This window comes from Photobacterium damselae, assembly GCF_003026815.1.
GTDB classification, from domain to species: domain Bacteria; phylum Pseudomonadota; class Gammaproteobacteria; order Enterobacterales; family Vibrionaceae; genus Photobacterium; species Photobacterium damselae.
This window is the reverse complement of sequence record NZ_PYOG01000001.1, coordinates 59,874-81,029: the sequence shown is the minus strand read 5'-3', so window position 1 is coordinate 81,029 and position 21,156 is coordinate 59,874. Positions and strand designations below refer to the sequence as shown.

The 21,156-nt window shown below is 38.4% G+C and carries 20 protein-coding genes and 4 tRNA genes; 4 read left to right on the top strand and 20 right to left on the bottom strand.

Annotated features, from left to right (window positions below; all coding sequences use genetic code 11):
• Positions 1-8: 8 nt before the first annotated feature.
• From alsS to CTN07_RS00355, 8 genes are all read right to left on the bottom strand, one after another.
• Positions 9-1,673, bottom strand: coding sequence for an acetolactate synthase AlsS (gene alsS, locus CTN07_RS00390; RefSeq protein ID WP_005299930.1), 1,665 nt, complete (start codon positions 1,671-1,673; stop codon positions 9-11).
• Positions 1,674-2,098: 425 nt separating this feature from the next.
• A complete protein-coding gene (gene rbsK / locus CTN07_RS00385; RefSeq protein WP_005299929.1) occupies positions 2,099-3,022 on the bottom strand; it encodes a ribokinase in 924 nt (307 codons plus the stop codon).
• Between the two features lie 19 nt (positions 3,023-3,041).
• Entirely contained in the window at positions 3,042-4,043 is a 1,002-nt protein-coding gene (locus CTN07_RS00380; protein ID WP_005299928.1) for a GRP family sugar transporter, read from the bottom strand.
• Between the two features lie 100 nt (positions 4,044-4,143).
• Positions 4,144-5,364 (bottom strand): PfkB family carbohydrate kinase, encoded by a 1,221-nt coding sequence (locus CTN07_RS00375; protein WP_005299927.1) that lies wholly within the window; start codon positions 5,362-5,364, stop codon positions 4,144-4,146.
• A 200-nt stretch (positions 5,365-5,564) separates the two neighbouring features.
• On the bottom strand, positions 5,565-6,719 hold the full coding sequence (locus CTN07_RS00370) for a hypothetical protein (RefSeq protein ID WP_005299926.1): 1,155 nt from the start codon (positions 6,717-6,719) through the stop codon (positions 5,565-5,567).
• Positions 6,716-7,123 carry a GtrA family protein gene (locus tag CTN07_RS00365; RefSeq protein WP_227000411.1) on the bottom strand — a complete coding sequence of 136 codons (408 nt, stop codon included), beginning with the start codon at positions 7,121-7,123 and terminating at the stop codon, positions 6,716-6,718. Before CTN07_RS00365 ends, CTN07_RS00370 begins: the two co-directional genes overlap by 4 nt.
• Positions 7,089-8,069: a glycosyltransferase family 2 protein gene (locus tag CTN07_RS00360; protein WP_050787767.1), complete on the bottom strand. Its 981-nt coding sequence runs from the start codon at positions 8,067-8,069 to the stop codon at positions 7,089-7,091. Before CTN07_RS00360 ends, CTN07_RS00365 begins: the two co-directional genes overlap by 35 nt.
• Positions 8,062-8,622, bottom strand: coding sequence for a hypothetical protein (locus tag CTN07_RS00355; protein ID WP_005299924.1), 561 nt, complete (start codon positions 8,620-8,622; stop codon positions 8,062-8,064). Before CTN07_RS00355 ends, CTN07_RS00360 begins: the two co-directional genes overlap by 8 nt.
• Positions 8,623-8,956: 334 nt before the next feature.
• Between CTN07_RS00355 and CTN07_RS00350 the strand changes: the two genes are divergently transcribed.
• A complete protein-coding gene (locus CTN07_RS00350; RefSeq protein ID WP_036764058.1) occupies positions 8,957-9,310 on the top strand; it encodes a DMT family transporter in 354 nt (117 codons plus the stop codon).
• Positions 9,311-9,394: 84 nt separating this feature from the next.
• Here the strand turns inward: CTN07_RS00350 and CTN07_RS00345 are convergent, their stop codons facing one another.
• The 3 genes from CTN07_RS00345 to CTN07_RS00335 form a co-directional block, all read right to left on the bottom strand.
• Positions 9,395-10,789 (bottom strand): APC family permease, encoded by a 1,395-nt coding sequence (locus tag CTN07_RS00345; RefSeq protein ID WP_005299923.1) that lies wholly within the window; start codon positions 10,787-10,789, stop codon positions 9,395-9,397.
• 267 nt (positions 10,790-11,056) lie between these two features.
• Positions 11,057-11,959, bottom strand: coding sequence for a DMT family transporter (locus tag CTN07_RS00340; RefSeq protein ID WP_005299921.1), 903 nt, complete (start codon positions 11,957-11,959; stop codon positions 11,057-11,059).
• 359 nt (positions 11,960-12,318) lie between these two features.
• Positions 12,319-12,615, bottom strand: coding sequence for a hypothetical protein (locus tag CTN07_RS00335; RefSeq protein ID WP_036764056.1), 297 nt, complete (start codon positions 12,613-12,615; stop codon positions 12,319-12,321).
• A 343-nt stretch (positions 12,616-12,958) separates the two neighbouring features.
• On the opposite strand from CTN07_RS00335, the gene CTN07_RS00330 reads away from it, so the two are divergent.
• A complete protein-coding gene (locus CTN07_RS00330; protein WP_005299918.1) occupies positions 12,959-14,569 on the top strand; it encodes a PTS transporter subunit EIIC in 1,611 nt (536 codons plus the stop codon).
• A 47-nt stretch (positions 14,570-14,616) separates the two neighbouring features.
• Here the strand turns inward: CTN07_RS00330 and CTN07_RS00325 are convergent, their stop codons facing one another.
• On the bottom strand, positions 14,617-14,847 hold the full coding sequence (locus tag CTN07_RS00325) for a hypothetical protein (protein WP_036764054.1): 231 nt from the start codon (positions 14,845-14,847) through the stop codon (positions 14,617-14,619).
• Positions 14,848-15,069: 222 nt separating this feature from the next.
• Between CTN07_RS00325 and CTN07_RS00320 the strand changes: the two genes are divergently transcribed.
• The gene (locus CTN07_RS00320; protein WP_005299912.1) at positions 15,070-16,131 is read left to right on the top strand and encodes an FAD:protein FMN transferase; all 1,062 of its coding nucleotides are present in this window, start codon (positions 15,070-15,072) and stop codon (positions 16,129-16,131) included.
• 108 nt (positions 16,132-16,239) lie between these two features.
• Here CTN07_RS00320 and CTN07_RS00315 read toward each other — a convergent pair.
• The 7 genes from CTN07_RS00315 to CTN07_RS00285 all read right to left on the bottom strand — a co-directional run bounded on the left by CTN07_RS00315 (position 16,240) and on the right by CTN07_RS00285 (position 19,888).
• Positions 16,240-16,316 (bottom strand) — tRNA-Val (locus tag CTN07_RS00315).
• Between the two features lie 20 nt (positions 16,317-16,336).
• A tRNA-Val gene (locus CTN07_RS00310) sits at positions 16,337-16,413 on the bottom strand.
• Between the two features lie 48 nt (positions 16,414-16,461).
• Positions 16,462-16,538 (bottom strand) — tRNA-Val (locus CTN07_RS00305).
• A 21-nt stretch (positions 16,539-16,559) separates the two neighbouring features.
• Positions 16,560-16,636 (bottom strand) — tRNA-Val (locus tag CTN07_RS00300).
• A gap of 223 nt (positions 16,637-16,859) precedes the next feature.
• Positions 16,860-17,120, bottom strand: coding sequence for a DUF5062 family protein (locus tag CTN07_RS00295; protein ID WP_036764052.1), 261 nt, complete (start codon positions 17,118-17,120; stop codon positions 16,860-16,862).
• 147 nt (positions 17,121-17,267) lie between these two features.
• Positions 17,268-18,350, bottom strand: a complete 1,083-nt coding sequence (locus CTN07_RS00290) for a DUF3080 family protein (protein WP_005299909.1) — start codon at positions 18,348-18,350, stop codon at positions 17,268-17,270.
• 167 nt (positions 18,351-18,517) lie between these two features.
• Positions 18,518-19,888, bottom strand: coding sequence for an MATE family efflux transporter (locus tag CTN07_RS00285; RefSeq protein ID WP_005299905.1), 1,371 nt, complete (start codon positions 19,886-19,888; stop codon positions 18,518-18,520).
• A 265-nt stretch (positions 19,889-20,153) separates the two neighbouring features.
• Here CTN07_RS00285 and CTN07_RS00280 point away from each other — a divergent pair, with 265 nt between their 5' ends.
• Positions 20,154-20,762: a riboflavin synthase gene (locus tag CTN07_RS00280; RefSeq protein ID WP_005299903.1), complete on the top strand. Its 609-nt coding sequence runs from the start codon at positions 20,154-20,156 to the stop codon at positions 20,760-20,762.
• Positions 20,763-20,917: 155 nt separating this feature from the next.
• Here CTN07_RS00280 and CTN07_RS00275 read toward each other — a convergent pair whose 3' ends face one another.
• Positions 20,918-21,121: a CPXCG motif-containing cysteine-rich protein gene (locus tag CTN07_RS00275; RefSeq protein WP_036764050.1), complete on the bottom strand. Its 204-nt coding sequence runs from the start codon at positions 21,119-21,121 to the stop codon at positions 20,918-20,920.
• Positions 21,122-21,156 lie beyond the last annotated feature (35 nt).

Below are 21,156 nucleotides of genomic sequence, written 5' to 3'. Positions count from 1 at the left end.
CTTGCTAGTTAGTCTTGATGGCATGGGTACATTTGATCAAGTAGACGAGAGTTATCGCTATAATCGATATTCACATTTACAAGAACAGGACCACTTAGGCTCATTGCTTTACGTAATACAGGTGCAATATCGTCAGCACAATTAATAGCAAGACCATGAGCACCAAAGCTCTCTGCATATTTCACAATGTCAGGACCGGTAAAGCTAACGGCACTCTCACGGCCATATTTCTTAAGTTGTTGAATCTTAACCATATCATAGCTGTGGTCAGTCCATACAAAGTGAACAATATTACAGTTATGACGAACCGCTGTAGCCAGTTCCATTGAAGAGAATAAGAAACCACCATCACCAGACATAGAGATCACTTTCTCATTTGGGTGAAGCAGTGAGGCAGCAATAGCCCATGGGAGTGCTACCCCAAGAGTCTGCTGGCCGTTACTAAAGAGCAAGCGACGAGGTTCAAAGCTATGGAAGTAACGCGCCATCCAAATGTAAATAGAGCCTACATCGCAGCATACTGTTGTGTCATCGCTTACAAAACGACGCAAATCGTGAATAAAGCGAAGAGGGTGCACACCATGAGTAGAGACTTTGTTTTCACCTAACATCATGATGCGTTGTAGATCGTGACGCAGTAATTGAATTTGTTGGTTATTTTCTAGAGATTCACGTAAATCTAATTCAACCGCTAAATCAGCAATAGAAGACGCAAGATCACCAACCACTTCACAGATAGGGTTGTAGCTAACTTCTAAATCTGCTTGTTGATAACCGATATGAACAATCGGTGTTTGTGCATCTTTGTTCCATAGAATTGGATCGTATTCGATAGGATCGTAACCTACGGTGATGATCAAATCAGCACTGTTTAGAGCAATATCACCAGGTTGGTTTTTAAATAGACCAACGCGACCTAAGAAACAATTATAAAGGTCATGAGAAATAACACCTGCTGCGGCAAAGGTATTAACAACTGCAATAGGTGTTTGTTTTAGCAGTGAACGAATTGCCTCAGTGACAAGAGGTTGGCTAGCATCCATACCCAGTAACAACACTGGATTTTTTGCTGAGTTAATTTTATCTGCGGCCTCACGAATTGCTTGTTTATTTGCACCACCAAATAGAATTGGATTTGGATTCTGAACGTTTAATGCATCAATTCGGTTAGTCAAAATATCTTGGGGAAGGCTGACAAAACTCGCCCCTTGAGTTGGTTTTTCTGCGATGCGAAATGCTTTATGAACCACATCGGGTACTGAGCCAGTATCGAGAATTTCCGCTGAAAATTTAGTGATCGGATTAAACAGTGAACGAGTATCCATCGACTGGTGTGTATTGTGTGAATACATAGACAAAGGAACAGCACCAGCAAGAGCAACAACAGGGTCACCTTCACTGTTCGCTGTTGCTACACCTGTTACAAGGTTTGATGCACCAGGTCCTGAAGTTGCTAAACACACCCCAGCTTTACCTGTCAAACGGCCTGTTGCTGCTGCCATGAACGCTGCATTTTGTTCATGATGGCAAATAATAATTTCAGGACCATTGTCACAGACTGCTTCAAATACCGCGTCTACTTTAGCGCCTGGAATACCAAAAATGTGTGGAACTTTGTGAGCATTAAGGGTTTCAACAACAAGTTCTGCACCAGAAACTGTTTTATCCGACATAAAAGCCTCGATCATTATCATTATTCATTTCGGGCTCAGGACATAATTCTTAAAAACGAAAAAATATGTGATGAGTGACACAAATTTATGATATTTGTCGTACAAATGAAAGTGGGTGATTTTGGAATCTAAAAACGCTGTTTTGGTGCAACAGGTTGATATGAATGCTGTGTTAACAGAAGTGGAGTTTGTGAATGAATTTATGTATGAAAATCTAGATATCATGGGTTGTTATTTATCTAGACATATTTTTGCTTGCTAGGATGTAAAGCTAGATAAAAAGTAAAGAACATTAAAATCTATTTTACTCACAATATGCTAGCTTTAATGATTAAAAAGAGAAACGGACAACAAATAAAAAAGGGCGTATTGATTACAAAACAATACGCCCTAGGTTAGGAGGAATTATAGCTTGATGAGTAGTATTAGTTTACAAAGTTGAATGCATCCAGTTCTTTTAAGTATGGAATGGATGTTTGTGCTCCCATACGGGTAACTGAAATAGCACTGGCTTTATGTGCAAATAAGATAGCCTCTTCCAGATCAGCACCTTGGCTTAGGGCGACCAATAATGCGCCATTAAACGTATCACCCGCTGCCGTTGTATCTGTAGCATTAACACGATGACCAGGGATCAGTTTTCCTTGACCTTGTCGGTATAAATACGCACCTTGTTTACCCATGGTAATGATGACTTCTTTCACTCCTTTAGCAATAAATGCTTGGGCGGCTTGTTCTGCTGTCTTTTCATCAACAACTTTAATTCCCGTTAAGATCTCCGCTTCTGTTTCGTTAGGCGTTATTAGATCGAGTTGACTAAGCAAGTGATCTGATAGTGGACGAGCGGGTGCTGGATTCAAAATCACGGTTGCATTAGCTTGTTTTGCTAGTTCAACGGCACGGTCGATACCATCTTGAGGCGTTTCTAATTGCAGTAATAAATAGTCAGTGTTACGGATAACTTCGGCATGACTGTCAACCACTTCGGCATTAAGGCGACCGTTCGCATTCGGTGAAATAGAAATACAGTTTCGGCCTTCATCATCAACCAAAATTAAGGCAATACCAGTATTTTCGTTATCACAAATATGGATGTGATCGGTATTAATTCCGTCTTCGCTAAACTTTGGCAATGTGTCATGAGCAAACCCATCGTTACCCATGCAGGCAATAAACGTAACCGGCGCACCTAGTCGCGCAGCGGCAACCGCTTGGTTTGCACCTTTACCGCCGCTTGCCATAATATGACGGTGACCCATAACAGTTTCACCCATTTGTGGTAGATGGCTAGATTGAACCGTATGGTCTTGACTTGAGCTTCCTAATACAACGATTTTTTTCTGGTTCATAATTGATCTCCCCAAAGAATTAGCTGTTAGCTGCAATGATTAAAATGATGCCTAAGATGTAAGAGGCAAAAACAATAGATAGAAGTTTGTTGGTGCCTTTGGGTGCTGTTGCAAATTCGCGCCAGATGAATACGCCCCAAATAACCGCGACCATAGTGGCACCTTGACCTAAACCGTATGAAACAGCATAGCCAGCAGCGCCTGATGCAATAAGGCTTAATGCCATACCGATACACCAGATAACCCCACCTAAAATACCTGTTGCATGCTCCTTAATTGAACCTTTGAAGTATGCATCGCCTTGAACTGGAGAGCCTGAAATGGGCTTTTTCATTACAGCAACGTTCCAGACAAAGTTTGAAATAAAGATACCCACGGAGAAGATGACCAGTGCAGTGTATGGTGTCATTTTACCAACAGCAGGGTTTGCAAAATCTACCGCCATAGAATCGGCAACAAAACGGAAGAACCAGCCCATAATCACACCAGCTAGTACTGCAGTAATGACGCCTTTTAGTTTATTTCCGTTATCGCCAGTTTGAATGCGGCTGTAGGCAATTGCAGTCAGAATAATGGCAACGGTTACACAGGCAACGCCAGCAAAGAGAATGATGGGATCGCCCTGAGGATTACCCATGTAATTGGTTATCACGCCTAACACAAGCGCTAAACCAACACCAATTGGAAATGCCACCGCCATACCAGCGAGATCAATTGCAGCAACTAATAAAATATTCGATAAGTTAAAAATAATACCGCCTAAAAGTGCTGAGCCGATACTTTTAAGATCTGCTTGCATAAGATCGGTAATAAATGGGCGTCCCTCTGTGCCGCTAGAGCCGAGAGTAAAAGCAAAGACTAATGAAAATAGTAAAATACCAATCGCGTAATCCCAATAGAAAAGTTGGAATGGCCATTTTTTATTATCAACTAATTTGGTGGTATTAGCCCATGAGCCCCAACAAATCATGGTTATAATGCACATAAAAATGGCAAAAGCATAGGAGTGGACGATAAACATAGTTATGACTCCAATTTAATATTTAATTATGAGTAGGGTAGAGAGATAACGAGCAAATATGATTACTCGAATCTAAATGTATTTAATTAAGATGTAAGTGTTATTCAATAATATATTCACGATTCATTCGATAAGTAATTAATCCTTTATCTGGCATATTTGACGCGCCTTTCTTTTCAATTTTTAATGAAGAAAAAGCCGTCGCATAATTAATTGCTTGTTTTAAATTCACTCCCTTTGCTAAATAGGCAGCAAGAGAACCGGTAAAAGCATCACCTGCACCACTGGTATCAATAACTGCAGATTTATAAGCTGGTGTATAATGAAATCCTAAGTGGTTATATAAAATACTGCCTTTTTCTGCCATGGTAATAATTACATGGTTTACACCTTGTTGATATATGGCTTTTGCCGCATCCTTTGCAGTTGAAATATCTGTAATCTTTATTCCTGATATTTCCTCCGCCTCAATTTCATTCGGTGTAATAATATCTATAAAAGGTAATATCTGTTTTACTTCCTCGCGATATGGCGCAGGATCTAAAATCACTAAGGTTTGAGACGAATACGCTTGTTCTATAGCAAAACGTGTAGCATCAAAATTATTTTCTAATTGAGTAAGAAATACTTTTGCTTCTCTTATGAGATCAATATCTTGTAATATTTCTTCTGTTTTTATGGTTTCATTAGCTCCTAAGTCAATAGTAATCATATTGTTACCTGTCTGACTTGAAACTAAAACAATCGCACTTCCAGTATGGGGTTGGCTATCTTCTAGTAAAGTAAGTGATGTAATATTTGTTGATGACAAATACGATTTTGCTTTTTCAGAGAATTCATCTTGACCTACTTTTATTGTTAGATGGACCTTATCACATAAAGTTGCTGCCGCTGATGCTTGGTTAGCCCCTTTTCCGCCTGGATAAAAATGGGTAGAGGTTGCTCTTTGTGTTTGTCCTATTTTCGGTAAATTATCAACTTCAGTGACAATATCAATATTAAATGAACCAAGAACATAAACATCGGTTTCTGTATTGTTTTCTTCTGTTTTAATTGATGGCTCTTTGGGTTGATAAGAATTTTTTAAACCTTTTAACATGGTATGTAATGAGGTTTCTTTAAATTCTACATCATATTGAACATCAATTAATTTTGCTCCGCCATGAAAAAGAACACAGACTCTTTTTTCACTTAAATATTTTAAATCGCTACGAATTGTTCTGTCGGTAACCTGTAATATTCTTGCTAACTCAGAAACGTAGACTTTTTTATCTTTTGCCAATTTTAGTTTTATAAACTTTTGTCGTTCTAGTTTTTTCATGTTCCTGACCTTTATTGGCATAGTAAGGGAAATAGAGCAGGGGATATCGCGATATTCTCAAAAAAAAGTATCGTAATTCGGAAAGCTTTTTTCCGACTTTGATTGAGATCACAAAAACTGGATATGAAACTGTGAGCTAATAAAAAAGCACTGCTGGTGGAAGAGCAGTGCTTTCTAAAATATAAAGATGAGTGCAGTAGTTAAACGGTAAACATTATATGGCTAAAGAACCCGATACTGATAAAACAGCTCGCTGCACTAAATACGCACAATAATGGCGTTTTTACTGACGGGTATCGCTCTACAATCATGGCTAAACCAAGAAACGTAGGGTATAAACCAAATAGATAGCGTGGCATTGCGTTTAAGCTAGATGATAACGGTAGCACTAAACAGATAAACATAAAGAGTGCTTCCGGGTATTTCTTGTTAAACACTAAGTAGAGATTTAGGGCAAAAGCTAGCAAAGAGGCAATGGCCAAATAAAGCTTAGGTCCACCTGTGTTAAAACCATAGATTATCCAATGGATAGGGTTCGTCAGTTGTCGTCCCCATGCAATCTGAATATGGCCAAATGCAAGCGCATCTCCAGTATGGAAGTAGAGATAGGTCATATATGAGAAAAAGCCAAAAGGAATAATCCAGATAGCGGCAATAACTTTCACGCTTTGAGTTTTGAAGCGATAGAATGTGTCTAATCCATAATGCTGAATCGCAATAATTAAGACTGGAAAGACTAAAAATACACCTAAATTTCGCGTGATAGCGGCGAGTAAACCAAATACAGCGACCCAAAGCCATTGTTGACGATAACTAAATAGGAAAACGGCTGTAACAAATACGATAAACAGGGGCTCGGTATAACCTGCCATCGAATAAACCGTATAAGGCGAAAAACAGAGTAACCAGATCGCGGTATATTGGGTGTTTTCACTAAACTTGAGTTGTTTTAATGTCATTACAACTAAAGGTAGGCTGATAACAAAAGCAATATTGGAAACCAGAATTAATCCAAAGCGAGCATTATCGATAGGATCGTCAAAAAAGGCGAGATGAGAAAAGACCCAGCCAAGAAAAGGCTGTAATGGCATAAAAGCCCAGTTAGCAGCATTATTTTGGCTTAACCACTGAGGGAAAAGATCATAACCATCGTGGATAATGCGGTAAAACCAAACACAGTCAAAACGACAAATAGTTTGCCATACTGGCTGCTCAGCATATTTACCAGTTACAAAACTATCGACACCCCATAAACCAAGAGCATAGAAAACAATGCGACTGACAATGGCGGCAAACAGGATAGTTAGCCAAATATTACGATTTAAACGGATATTTTCTTGAGTTGAGATACTCATTTAAAGACCCAAAATTTAGACAAAATAAAAGTAATGATAGGTACACAAAGGGTAGAAATAGCAACGGCTATCCAACCTGTAACGAAACCGCTGTGAAGTAATGATGTTAAGATTAAGTTGTTGATGAAAAAACCAATTAAGGCGACCATCAAAAACTTAAAAAATGAACCTTCTTTAGAAAACGTAAAGTGCCTGTGACCAAAGTAAGAAAATAAAAAGGCGATAGAAAACCCTGCAATATTAGCTTTGTATTCAGATGGCTCATTAATCAGCAAGAAATACAAGCGTACCACAGACAAATGAACTGCGGTCGCCAGTAGTCCAACAATAGCAAATCGATTAATTTGCCAAAAATGCTTTAAAAAAGAATCACTCATTCGGCTTTTGCTCTTTGTATTTTCCATAAACCCCTTCAATTAGGTAGATTGGACGTTGTTTTACCTCAACATAAATTCGGCTGATATAACCGCCGATAACACCTAACGAAATTAACTGAATGCCACCAAGGAATAGAACGACCGAAATTGTTGAAGCATAGCCTGGAGTATGGATACCGAAAAATAGCGCACTAATTAGTACGTACATTAAGAAAATAAAAGATAAGAAAGATATCCCTAAACCAATGAAGCCCCAAACGCGTAATGGCCAAGCAGTAAAACTGAAAATACCATCAACCGCAAAATTCCATAGTTTCCAATAGTTAAACTTGGTATCACCAGCACAACGTTCAGGGCGCTGGAAATCCACCCCAATAGAGCGGAATGAAGACCATGCCAGTAAACCCTTCATAAAACGGTTACGCTCTGGCAGTTGTTTTATGGCTTCAATAACACTGCGGTCGATCAGGCGGAAATCGCCAACGTTCTCAGGTAAGCGTGTACCAGAAGAGAGCAGGTTAAAGAAACGATAAAAACCACCAGCGGTGAAACGCTTCATAAATGTGTCGTGAGAGCGGTCAACTCGAACACCATATACAGTATCGTACTCGCCGGTTTGCCACAGACGAACAAATTCTAGAATTAGCTCTGGTGGGTCTTGTAAATCCACATCCAAAATAACAGCGGCATCACCTTCAACATAGTTAAGGCCAGCTGTCATTGCCGCTTCTTTACCAAAATTTTTGGCTAGATTAATTAGAGTGATTGAATCATCTTGGCGGATCTGGTTCTCAATAACAGTGCGAGTGTTATCACTGCTACCATCATTAATAAAAACGATATCAATATGAGAGCGTATAGAAGCTAGGCGTGTATTAATTGCCCCAATAAATGTCTCGATAGATTCTTCTTCATTGTAAACAGGAACAATGAGGGAGAGACGGTAATCTTCTTTTATCATTGGTTTATTCATGTTCCGACTCTAGAGTAATTTGTTGAACAGATAATGGCTTAGAATTTAGAACCGTTAGTTGTTGAACCGCTTTAGGTGCTAAAAAAGCCGTTGCTGGAATGATGGTTGTTAGGTGGTTTGGCTGCGATATTGAGGGTTGCAGAGTTCCATGCCACTGGTTAACTGTTATATCAATCGATTGAGTCACCGGTGTTGTAAGATCAATCGTTAGCTCAATAGGTTGTTTGATGGCTTGATTTACAGTGAAGTAAAGGCCACCTTGGCTCTCAAGTTGGCGCGCATGATCTATGACATCTTTGCTCCAACCTTGGCGCGATAAGAATGGTAGATTTTGTTCTACTTTTAGTATTTTCGGTATTGATAAAGATAAATCTGGATTATCAATATCCCAGTATAAATTTTGTTGTTTTATATAGTATGTCTTATACGCGATGCTGACATTAGGGGTAGCTGCTTTATAAAGAACCCATAGGTAGTAACAAGATAAGACAGCAATAAGAGTTAACAAAATAAGTCTTATTGAGTTGTTATAGCTGGATGCTTTAGGGTTCATAATATGCCTTTGCTATATTTCTTTTGCGCTCAGATTGTGTTTCAAGAATGCTATAGCTTACGATTTATACGCCAGAACACAAAATGATTTGTCACACTTATGTCAGAAAATGCCAACTTATGTCCTTATTATAGGTCAAAAAATCATAAGATTAAGCGGGTGATTACTACTGTTTTATTGTTAATTAAATAAATTAAATGCAACTGTTACTAATTGGTAATAATTATTTGTTAATTCATTATCTAGTAACTACTCGTCAGAATCTTTACAATCCGTTCCAGTTTAATCATCTAGATCATTTTTGCTGAAATATCTAAACCTAGAGCTTAATAATATGTTTACTATGCTAACGTCATTACCTCCTTTTATTGCTTTATCAATTGCGATTGTATTTGAAGTGATTGCAACGTCGTTTATTCCTAAAGCAGAGCAGTTTACAAAGCTTGTCCCAAGTATTGTTGTTTTAGTTGGCTATGGTGTTGCTTTCTTCCTATTGTCTGTCACGGTAAAAACATTGCCAGTTGGAATCGTCTATGCGATATGGAGTGGGGCAGGGATCGTGTTAGTGGCGACTATTGGCTACTTTTTCTATGGTCAGAAACTGGATTTACCCGGCATCATAGGTATTGGCTTCATTATTGTAGGCGTCTTGATTGTTAATCTCTTATCGAAAACGGTTTCTCACTAATTGAGACTTTGTTGAGCATAAAAAGAAGCCGCTTGGATGTTAGTTCATTCAAGCGGCTTTAATTTTTACTCGTATTTTTTATAGTTAAGCGGCGTGTTTCTTACGATATTTGATTGCAAAAATTGCCGGTAAACTAAACACAATAAAGCCAATAATAAGCGCATATGCACCGGTTGTTTTACTGATACCCGCTGGGACATCAAATGAAACAATGATGGTCACAACGCAACTAAACAAACCTAATACTGCAGCTACAATCATACCAAATTTGCCACCTGGCACTCTAAATGGACGTTCAATATCTTTATGCTTGCGACGAGAAACTAAGAAGCTAATAAAGATACAGATATACATCACCATATAAAGCTGCGTCATTAGAATATTGAGTAGCCACATGCCTTGATTGACGTTTGGTACCAAAATAAAGACGAGTGATAGCAAGCTAACGATCGCCCCTTGAAGTAATAACAGTGGAACTGGCGCTTGATTTTCATTTTCTTTAGCCAAACGAATCGGCATAAACTTATCTTGCGCAGCAACATGTAGGCTCTTCGTTGGAGCAATAATCCAGTTGTTCAAACTCGCTAAGCTACCAAACACAATAGCTAGAGCAATAATAGGTAATAGATATGGCATATTAAGATCTTCAAAGAAGGTTTTAAATGCCAAAATTACCCCTTCACTTAAGCTGGAATGATTGCTTGAAACCACTGCTGCAATAGAAAGAGAACACGCTGTGAGCGATATTAGAATCAATACTGTTGAGATCAATAGAGCTTTAGGATAAGCCTTTTGTGGATTTTTAACTTCACTTGCATAGGCTGTGGTGATCTCAATCCCTGTTAGTGATAGCACTACCGCGGTAAAGCTCGCACCAACCCCACTTTGTGAGAAATCTGGTAACCAATCAGAAGCGTGACGGAGCGAAATATGGGAAGACTCAGGATTGGTGTATGTCCAGTAAGCCCCTAATGCAATGATCAAGAGAATAGGGAAGATTAAACCAAAGGTACCAAACACATTAGTGATAATCGACGATAAACGTAAGCCATAAATATTAACAATGGTTAATGCCCAGAAGATCACGTTGATCATGACCAGCATAAAAATATTGTTTTCTGCCAAATGAGGGAAAAATGGGTATGTGCCAGTAGCAACAATAAAAGAGATCAGTGGCGGATAATAAACAATGTTTTCAGCATATTGATACCAGACAGTTACGAAACCGAAATTATGCCCTAATGTTTCCTTTCCCCATAAGTAAACCCCACCTTGTTTAGGATACGTAGTACTTAGTTCTGCACATACAAGAGCAGTTGGAACGAAGAAACAAAAGCCGGCTAATAAAAAATACGAAATAGCATGGCTACCAAAGAGTGCAGCTCCTGGGAGATTACGAATACTATCAACGGAAGTCACAGTAATCATGATCACCGAGAACACGCTCAATTTTACTGCGGATTTAGCAATATTGCCCATTCAAGGCCCTCAACGTTGACAATACGAGTGCGAATATAGCGCACCGTATATGGTATAAAGATAGAAAAAGATACGCATTGTAGAGCTTGGATTAATTTGGCGTACATAGCCAAAAATGGCATGTATTTTATCAAAAATGGTAAAAGCTCTTAATTTCATCAATGATTGTAAGTATTGTTCAAATTATGGATTTTGCAGCAACAATACAGGTCAATTAACGTACAAGTGTTGTTGACTGCAATAGATTGTTTCTAAAATCAATATAATTCATAATTTGTCTGAATTTAGATATGCCTTCATTTCTTGTCGCCATTGCCAAATTGTTAGGGTTGCTAGGGTAATAAGTACAATGGCAGAGCCAATAGCAACGTTCAAGGTAGGCGCTTCCCCGACAATTAGCCATACAAGTAAAGGTCCAAACAACACCTCAAGTAATAAGATTAGGCTAGTTTCTGCTGCGGGTAGATATTTCGGACCTTTTGCTATCAATAAGAAAGAGAAAGGTATAACTATGCCGCCCAGTAAAAAGATATATATGTTTTGGTGAGTATCAAGCGAGAGTGGATGTGCTCCTGCCGCTAGAGAGATGATTGAGGTTAGTACTGCTGCCTGAATCAAAAAGATCGATCCATATTGGCCTTTTGTTTTACGCAAAGTGACCAAGTAAACTGACATTGATAGTGCAGAAACTAAAGCTAAAGAATCGCCTTCAATCTCTGAGGCTGAAGGTTTAAAACCGAAAACTAGCCAGATGCCACCGACAGCAATCGCGATAGCAATTAACGTTGATTTTTGTAGTTTTTCTTTTAAGAAGAAATAGCCCAATATTGCGGTTAGCAAAGGGGCTGTATTTGTAATAACCAAAGTACTTGCGACTTGGGTGTGATCTAAGGAAAAGACGAAGCAAATAGTTGAGGCACTAAATAAAATTGATGTAATAAGATTTAGTGGAGATAAACGAAATAGGTGCTGGCGAATAACGGAAGGATCCATAACCCACTGAACCGTGAAGAGAACCACTCCTGGTAAAAAACCACGCCAGAAGATGAGAGTCCACTCATCACAATTGATTAATCGTACAAGTAAGGTATCAAAGCTGAGTATCATGACACCAATAAGTGTAATGAATCGACCTTTTTGTTCATCTCTTAAGTTATGGAAGAAATTCATAAAAAATTCGCCTGCATAAATAGCAAAATTCCAACGGGTGGAATAAGTTTAGATGACTATTTAATTAAGGTGAAAGTAACTTAATAGCAACTAAAACGATATAAATAATGATTTTGATATTTAGATAACAATTAAATGTCAGACAAATCATCGAGTTATTGTTTTAGTATTATTAGCGGAAAAGAGCAAAAAATAATCGCGCTATGACTTTATAACCCTTTTATATCACAAGGTTTAAATTAGGTTCGATTAATTATGCAATATTACTCAATAAAGCAAAAGTTGCTTAAATATTATTTAAATAAAAGAGTTAAACCAAGCTAGGTTTAACCCTTACTAATAAATAAGCACAAGAACTCTTAATTATGTTTTGAATATTTTTCAATAACAATATTTGAGATAGGCAATTTTCGTTGAATTTTAACCGTGTGATCATCTTGATGCTTACTTTCAATGATCATGAAATGGTCAATAAAATCGATACGTACAATTTGTTGAAGAATACGCTCTCCAGTTAGAGAGTGGCGCGCAGCCCACATAAGATCTTCATCATTATCAATAATTGCGATGACATCAGATTGATTGCTTTGAGTGTAGTAGAGATTGTCTGATTTTATTAATTGATCACTTAGCACTCGTAATTCGAAGCATTCCATAAGAACTCCTTACCTTTCTTACTGGTGATAGGAAGAGTTTATCCCTCTGTGAGTAAAACGACATGACCGTTTTCTCATTCTGATATTGTGTTTTTTATCCTTGCATTATTTTACTCACAAAAAAGTGAGCTGCATCTGAAATTTGGTGACAATCTAGCTCTATATCTTCTGAGATCTCTCTCAAACTTCTATGACTTTTATGGAAAATTTTGTGTGAAAGATCACTTCTTAATCTTTCGTGATTTGAAGGAAAACATATAACAAAGCATATTTGGAGTAATACTCCTAAAATATAATTAAAAATGGAGTCTAATTAATTGACGTGTAATGACAAGGATATTTTATGAATAGTCTCTTTTCTTCTCTGCAGAAAATTGGTCGAGCATTTATGCTGCCTATTGCTGTATTGCCCATGGCGGGGATTTTGTTAGGTATTGGAGGTGCTTTCACTAGCGGCCCTTTGATTGAAACTTATCACTTAGCTTTTCTTGCTCCAGGTACACCTGCTAACCACATTCTTCAACTCTGTTTTAAAGCAGGTCTATTTGTATTTGAGAACTTGCCATTACTCTTTGCCGTTGGTGTTGCAATCGGTATGGCTAACAATAATAAAGAGACCGCAGCCCTATCGGCAGTAATCGGCTTTTTGTTATTTCAAACTGTTATTGGGGCACTACTTAGTTTTCAAGGAATTACTCCTGAGAGCGTTACCACTCAAGCTTTAATTGCTGCGGGTAAAAATGCCACAGAAGCCGCTGGTATTGCCTCTATGTATACACATGTTCTTGGTATATTTACGTTACAAACTGGGGTCTTTGGGGGGATTGCATGTGGTTTATTATCGGCTTTCATTACCAATAAATTTTCGCATAAACAGCTGCCTGATTACCTAGCTTTCTTTAGTGGTAATCGACTTGTACCTGTGATGACGATGCTGTTCTTTTTTCCTCTAGCTGCAATTTTTCCTTATATTTGGCCAACGATTTTCCAAGGAATTGTTCATGCTGGTGAAGCTTTCTCTGCAATGGGGTATATCGGAACCTTCTTTTATGGTGCTGCAATGCGATTATTGAACGTATTTGGTCTTCACCATGCGATATACCCGCTATTTTGGTATACCGAATTAGGTGGCGTTCAAGAAGTGGCAGGGCAGCTAGTCTCCGGTGGGCAGAAAATCTTTTTTGCACAGTTAGCAGATCCAACAGTGACACATTTTAGTTCAGAAGCAACACGAACAATGACAGGTGGATTTCTTCCAATGATGTTTGGTTTACCTGCCGCAGCTCTAGCTATGTATCGTTGTGCTGATGATAAGAATAAACAACTAGTTAAAGGCATTTTAGTCTCTGCTGCATTGACTTCTATTCTAACTGGTATTACTGAGCCACTAGAATTTACTTTCTTATTTGTTGCGCCTGCTCTTTATGTTATTCACGCTATTTTTGAGGGCATCGCATATATGTTGATGCACTTACTTGATGTTGCTGTAGGTATTACTTTCTCAAGAGGGCTCATTGATTTTACATTCTTTGGTCTATTACAAGGCACTGCAAAAACATCTTATCAATGGATTCTTATCTTAGGTCCGTTGTACTCGTTGGCTTACTATTTCATCTTTAGTTTTATGATTCGTAAGTTTAACTACTCAACCCCTGGGCGTAACCAAGCTGAAAATAAGCTTTATACTCGTAAAGACTTAGATGGGAAAAAGCAATCGACTCTAACCACTGAGATTGTTGAGAAGCTTGGTGGTGTTGATAATATCGAAACGATTGATGCTTGCATAACTCGATTAAGAATCACGGTCAAAGACCCAAATAAGGTAGCTTCTGATGATGTGTGGCGATCTTTAGATGCAAAGGGGGTTATTCGTTCAGGAAAGGGTATCCAGATAATTTATGGAACCCAAGCTGAAATTTATAAGAATCAAATTATAGAACAGTACGGCATTTAATCGATAAAAACGCTCAGTACTATGTCTTGTGCTGAGCGTTTCGTTTTTCACATAAGGTTACTCATTACTGCGAGCAGTGAAACAAACTGGGCATCCCCGCTATCATAATCCGCTTTATATTTTTCAATCGCTTCTTCTGCTGTTTCGGCTTCTACTGTTACATCTAATGTCGAGAATCCCTGTTGCCTAAGTTGTTTAATTTCTTGATCAAAATAGTGATGGTAGTTATTTAATGGCACGATCAATTGACCATTTGAAATTAAGGTATAAACACCCATATCTTATCTCTCTGTTTATTCTTTATTGGAATGAAACAAGTATGCGCTCTGGATTTAAAGATTTATGTGCGCAATGTTGCATTTGTTTGATTAAATTGAAATTAGACAGAGAAATTAGAGCTTAGATTCATGCTCTAGCACCACATAAGTTGAACTGTTAGACTTAAGAATCCTAGCTGACAGATGTTTTCTGGGTATAAATATTCTTTTGTGGACTGTTCTATGTTTGTTAATACTAAAAAAATACAGCCAAGTAAAATGGGTTGTGCTGCATTGGCGGTATCTATTTCGTTACTTCTTTCGGGATGTAATGAGCCACCAAAGCTTGAGAAGATCACAGGCTTTGCTGAAGGTACAACATATCATGTGACTTACTGGTCTAAAGATGATGTTCCAGTCACGAAAGTTCAAGCTCAGTTTGATAAACGGCTAGCAGAGATAGACAAAGAATTTTCTACGTATCGTAATGACTCGTATATCTCAGAATTTAATCATTCTGCGAGCACTCAGTGGCAACCTGCATCAAAAGAATTTATTGATCTGGTCGCATTAGCAAAAACCATAAATAAAGACAGTGGTGGTTGTTACGATCCAACTATTCAACCTCTATACAAACTGTGGGGATTTCAAGGTGATAAATTACATGTACCGACCCACGAAGAGATAACGACTATTCAAGGTGATATGGGGATCAATAATATTGAAATCGATCCGACTCATCTAAAAATTCGAAAAGCCATTCCCCAAGTTCAAATTGATCTTTCTTCTATGGGAGAAGGGTTTGCTATTAGTCAACTAAGCAAAATCTTAGAAGCCGATGGCATTAATAATTATTTGGTGGAGTTTGGTGGTGACATGAAAATTAAAGGTCATAAGCCAAATGGTGTGCAGTGGCGAGTCGCAATTGAGCAACCAATTTCACTAAAAGAAGGGGTGAAGCCATATCAAGTCGTGACGATTTTTGATCAAAGTGGTGTTTCACTGAATACATCTGGTACGTATCACCATAACTTTGAGCAGGGTAAAAAAGAGTATTCTCATATTCTTGATCCAAGAACAGGTTCACCAATTACTCATAATTTAGTATCGGCTTCTGTATTTGGTAATGATCCTATCAAAGGGGATGCATGGGCAACGACAATGCTTTGCCTTGGCCCAAAACAAGGAATGGAAGCTGCAAATAAACTTAATTTACCTGTTTTCTTTATCCAGGATGAAGAGGGTAAATTTATCAGTTCAAGCAGTGATGAATTTAAAGAAACAAAAGCATTTTCAATGAATTAAGTATTTGGCGAGATAGGAGCTCATAATGGGAGCTTCTATCTATTTATTACTGAAGACTTTATTTGATAGATAATAAAAAACCTGCTCATATGAACAGGTTTTAAAATTTGGTGCGTCTGGGCAGATTCGAACTGCCGACCCCTACCATGTCAAGGTAGTACTCTAACCAACTGAGCTACAGACGCAAATTGTGACTCTAAAAGAGTGGTACGAACGAGTGGATTTGAACCACCGACCCCCACCATGTCAAGGTGGTGCTCTAACCAACTGAGCTACGCTCGTATACTTATTTAAAAAGACTTTATTCAAATCTACTTAGATAAGTATAAGTGGTGCGTCTGGGCAGATTCGAACTGCCGACCCCTACCATGTCAAGGTAGTACTCTAACCAACTGAGCTACAGACGCAAATTTTGACTCTAAAAAGAGTGGTACGAACGAGTGGATTTGAACCACCGACCCCCACCATGTCAAGGTGGTGCTCTAACCAACTGAGCTACGCTCGTACAGACATCCAGAACTAACTGAACGCCATGGATATTAGCGACTTAGTTTCCATGGCGCAAGTGTTTGAGTTCGCTTTTTTTATAATTTGAGTGCGTTTGGTTGCTCATTAATCAGATTTACGGTAGGGATACTGCTAATTGACTGAGAAATCAGCAAAACTTTCAGAACTGATGAGAAGAAAATGCAGTGAAAGTTTTGCCTAATTGGGTGATTTGATAAGTATTATTGCAACAGTTCATGCTCTGGTGGTAATAAGCGAGAGATCCAAATAGCAAGCTTGTGCTTCATATGGATACTGTCTTCTTGATCAACTGCGAGCGGGGTAATTTGCTTACACTCCACCAGCATTCGATAAATAATTTCTACGCGATAATTAGCGGGAACCGACTTATCTAAATCGCCATAACCTTGCTGCTTTGCATAAGAGAAACCTAGTTCAAGTGCCTTTTTGATGAGCTTTGCCTCATTTTTCATTTTATTCATAACCTTACTCCTTAAGTTTATGTTGGGCTTTATCTTTAGGCTGTTTACTTAGGGACGTCATTCAGTGTAGATGAAAAAAGTATGCCGCTATTCGCTAATTCTGCACTTTTTTGACTTATTTTGTTGCGAAACATGGCTCAAAATAGGTCATTGGGCTTGATTGTTGCCAACTGGAAAGTTACACCGTTTGAATAATGTTTTCCAATATTCAACATGCTCAAGAGTCGCTTGTTTGAAATTGCGATAGAGGTGGTTTGCAAAATAGTACTGGCTATAACGAGACATCTGGGGGCTGGGGGTGATTCCATGCCGTAACGAGTGTTGATATAGCTCAAGTAGTAGAGGTTGTAATTGTTGATATTGACTGCTTAATGTTGCTAAGTAACTTTGAATATCTTGCGAGTAATATTTATAAAATACATTATTAAGATATTGTGCTTTTTGATTATTTCTACTTGGCCCACAGTAAATCGACTCTTGATGGTCTTTTAGCATATGTGTAATAGCATTGAGCCAAGCCGTACTTTGAGCTATAGAATATAACAAACGACCAAAATATGGATTTTTGTATAGCTCAGCCTGACTTTGTAATAGTAAATCCAGCTGATTAGAAGGAATAATTGCTTGCTGCTCTGTACTTTGACTTAAATAATTAACAAGGCGAACCGCATCTAAAAAGGAATGAAACCCGTTTTGTTGCTTTGAATTAATCCATTGATAATTAATGACAAATTGTTTTCGCCACTCTTCGCCAGTAAAGAGCATGTTCCATAAATATTGAGGGATTTGCTGTTGCTTTTGTTGCTCGATGCTCACAAGTTGTTGGTACAGATCTGTCTTGGTATCTAATGTCGCCAAACATGTGCGTAGCCCTTGTAAAAATAGGATCTCATATCGTAACTGACGTGTTTTGTCTTGTACTTTACCTAAAACAGAATTTCTCTCAGCAATTAAATGGAATAGCCCGCACTGCCTAAGCTCATAAGCATCTAATAAACCAATCCTGATATCAGGGATCGTTTGGTAAATATCTCTATTATCAGGATAGGGGATAATATCAAGATAGGTATTAACTGTTCGCTCATCGAATGAGGTATCAAGTACGTTTGCTAAGCGTTGCGCGTAAATATGAAAAGGAGAGTCGGAAGACGACAGAGTGTCACATCCATTTAGGATAACAATGAGCAAAAACCATACAGAGAAAGATAAATACCGTAATGGGTTACACACAATAGGTTATTTCCTTTTACTAGTACTTTTCTTGAGTATATACCCAAGTAACAGCTAGAGCCTGTGATTCTGCTGGGTTGCTATTATCTGTTCTATGAAAATAAAAAACGGATTAAGCGAAGAGCTCAACCCGTTAGTTATTAACGTTCTTATTTTATAAGCTTGTATTAGCGATTTGACATCTCAAGTTGTTGTTCACGGCTAAGGCTTTGCACCCAAAGAACACGTTTACCTAGCATAATTGCCGCCGCTGTTAGACCAATGATAAATCCGATCCAGAAACCTTGAGGTCCCATTGCTGGCACAATCCAATCTGTCATACCCAAAATATAGCCAATTGGTAAACCTAGTACCCAATAGGCGATAAAAGTTCGAGTAAAGATTGCTCGCATGTCTTTGTAACCACGAAGTGCGCCTGCTGCAACAACTTGGATCGCATCTGTACATTGATAAATAGCAGCAAGAAGAAGCAGTTTACCTGCTAAGATCAGAACATCTGGATTGTGAGAATATAATCGAGTGATATCTTCACGGAAAATTACCGTTAGAACCGCGGTAGTCATTGCCATTAATAACGCCGTTGCAAAACCACAGTGACAGGCAATTTTAGCCCCATCAATATCTTTTTGACCCAACATAAAGCCAACACGAATACTTAATGCTGCGCCTAAGCTCATAGGTAGCATATATACTAACGAGGAAAAATTAAGTGCAACTTGGTGAGAAGCAACAACAATTGATCCCAAAGGTGAGATCAACAGTGCGATTACTGCAAATAAAGAGACTTCAAAGAACATAGATGCTGCGATTGGGAAACCCATTTTAAACAGTCTAACCAATTCTTTAACTTGTGGTTTGTACCAAGTTGCAAATACGTCGATCTTCTTTAGGCGAGGATGGAGTAGAACATAAGCCAGCATGGCAAAGAACATCAACCAATAGACAATCGCCGTAGCAACACCACAACCAACACCGCCTAATTCTGGCATACCAAATTTACCGTAAACAAAGATCCAGTTTAAGGGAATATTGGCAAATAGACCGATAAAGCCGATTACCATACCTGGAACTGTGAGTGATAAACCATCAGAAAAACTTTTTAATGCCTGAAACAATAAAAAAGCCGGTACAGCAAAGACAACAGCATGTAAGTAACCGACAGTTTTAGCTGCAAGATGTTCTTCTACATGCATATACTGAATCAACAGCCCTGAGTTATATAAAATCAGCATAATTGGAATGGTAACAAGAAGGGCAAGTACAATGCCATGCTGCACTTCAAAAGGGATTTTATGGCGACGGCCTGAACCATTGAGTTGTGCCACAATAGGAACTAAAGCCATCAAAAGACCAACGCCAAATAAGATTGATGGTAACCAGATACTTGCTGCAACGGATACTGCGGCCATATCTGTAGCGCTAACGCCACCTGCCATAACAGTATCGACAAATCCCATTGAGGTTTGTGCGACAGACGCAAATAATACAGGGATGGCGAGCTTTAATAGTTGGCCCGTTTCGCGGCGGTAATTGTGCACAGATGTTGCTCCAGATAGGGTGTAGATTGTTTGCTTTATATAAAATTGCCGCGATTATATACACATAGTGAGCCAGAGTTAAGGTGCGATTGAAATGAAAATAATATTTGAGACTCGATATTGAGCTTGCCATAATCGCTCTGATACTTAAGAGGCATTAAGGTTTGGTTCATGAGTATCATATATAAATACTCTGCAATCAGAACTGTCGAATCACTTTGTCATATAGCCAATATTGATCGTCTTCAGTTTAATAAGGATGGATATGTTTACCGGAATTGTACAGTCAACAGCCCCCGTTGTTGCTATCGATAAAAAACTTAACTTTCAAACTCATACTATTTTAATGCCTGAGCATTTATTAGATGGATTAGAGATTGGGGCATCCGTTGCTCACAATGGTTGTTGTTTAACTGTAACGAAGATTGAAGGTCGCCATATCTCTTTTGATTTAATGCAAGAGACGTTAAAGGTGACGAATTTAGGCCTTGTTCATGTTGGTGATGAAGTCAATATTGAACGAGCTGCTAAATTTGGTGATGAGATTGGCGGGCATTCAATGTCTGGTCACATTATCTGTACAGCAAAAGTATTGGATGTCATCGAAAGTGAAAATAACCGTCAAGTTTGGTTCTCCATGCCAGAGCATCTAATGAAATATGTATTTACAAAAGGCTATATTGGCATTGATGGGATTAGCTTAACCATTGGTGATGTTGTAGATAACAGCTTTAATGTGAACTTGATACCTGAAACGTTAACGCGAACAAATTTAAAATCTCGTCAGGTTGGGGATGTAATAAACATTGAGATCGATCCACAAACTCAAGCTGTAGTCGATACGGTTGAACGCATGATGGCGCAGAGACAGTAAGAAGATCCAATCTTTGGCTTGATGATAAGATGCGATATTAAATAAAACATAGATAAAAAAGGAGCGCATAACCAAGAGTTGGGATGCGCTCAAGTGTTTGTTATTCGCTATACAAGTACAGCAGGGATTATTGTTATAGTCTTCGTCGTTATCGGTTAAAAAATTTGTTCGTCATCAGCATCAACAAACAAATGAATTGTTTTGTGTTGATCATCTACTTGCATGTTGAGATGAATCGCGTGGCAACATGCAGGACAATCATCATAAAATTCTTGGCTACCCGCACTGGCATCTAATGTTATGTGTATTTTATGGCCGCAATGTGGGCAAGATACAGCATGTTCACTATAATTCCTCATTTATCTACTCCTTAACCCTAATTTGCCCCAAGTTA

Excerpts from the sequence above, each read along its gene's own strand:
- alsS (WP_005299930.1), bottom strand. The coding sequence starts at position 1,673 with ATGTCGGATAAAACAGTTTCTGGTGCAGAACTTGTTGTTGAAACCCTT.
- rbsK (WP_005299929.1), bottom strand. The coding sequence starts at position 3,022 with ATGAACCAGAAAAAAATCGTTGTATTAGGAAGCTCAAGTCAAGACCAT.
- CTN07_RS00380 (WP_005299928.1), bottom strand. The coding sequence starts at position 4,043 with ATGTTTATCGTCCACTCCTATGCTTTTGCCATTTTTATGTGCATTATA.
- CTN07_RS00375 (WP_005299927.1), bottom strand. The coding sequence starts at position 5,364 with ATGAAAAAACTAGAACGACAAAAGTTTATAAAACTAAAATTGGCAAAA.
- CTN07_RS00370 (WP_005299926.1), bottom strand. The coding sequence starts at position 6,719 with ATGAGTATCTCAACTCAAGAAAATATCCGTTTAAATCGTAATATTTGG.
- CTN07_RS00365 (WP_227000411.1), bottom strand. The coding sequence starts at position 7,123 with ATGGAAAATACAAAGAGCAAAAGCCGAATGAGTGATTCTTTTTTAAAG.
- CTN07_RS00360 (WP_050787767.1), bottom strand. The coding sequence starts at position 8,069 with ATGAATAAACCAATGATAAAAGAAGATTACCGTCTCTCCCTCATTGTT.
- CTN07_RS00355 (WP_005299924.1), bottom strand. The coding sequence starts at position 8,622 with ATGAACCCTAAAGCATCCAGCTATAACAACTCAATAAGACTTATTTTG.
- CTN07_RS00350 (WP_036764058.1), top strand. The coding sequence starts at position 8,957 with ATGTTTACTATGCTAACGTCATTACCTCCTTTTATTGCTTTATCAATT.
- CTN07_RS00345 (WP_005299923.1), bottom strand. The coding sequence starts at position 10,789 with ATGGGCAATATTGCTAAATCCGCAGTAAAATTGAGCGTGTTCTCGGTG.
- CTN07_RS00340 (WP_005299921.1), bottom strand. The coding sequence starts at position 11,959 with ATGAATTTCTTCCATAACTTAAGAGATGAACAAAAAGGTCGATTCATT.
- CTN07_RS00335 (WP_036764056.1), bottom strand. The coding sequence starts at position 12,615 with ATGGAATGCTTCGAATTACGAGTGCTAAGTGATCAATTAATAAAATCA.
- CTN07_RS00330 (WP_005299918.1), top strand. The coding sequence starts at position 12,959 with ATGAATAGTCTCTTTTCTTCTCTGCAGAAAATTGGTCGAGCATTTATG.
- CTN07_RS00325 (WP_036764054.1), bottom strand. The coding sequence starts at position 14,847 with ATGGGTGTTTATACCTTAATTTCAAATGGTCAATTGATCGTGCCATTA.
- CTN07_RS00320 (WP_005299912.1), top strand. The coding sequence starts at position 15,070 with ATGTTTGTTAATACTAAAAAAATACAGCCAAGTAAAATGGGTTGTGCT.
- CTN07_RS00295 (WP_036764052.1), bottom strand. The coding sequence starts at position 17,120 with ATGAATAAAATGAAAAATGAGGCAAAGCTCATCAAAAAGGCACTTGAA.
- CTN07_RS00280 (WP_005299903.1), top strand. The coding sequence starts at position 20,154 with ATGTTTACCGGAATTGTACAGTCAACAGCCCCCGTTGTTGCTATCGAT.
- CTN07_RS00275 (WP_036764050.1), bottom strand. The coding sequence starts at position 21,121 with ATGAGGAATTATAGTGAACATGCTGTATCTTGCCCACATTGCGGCCAT.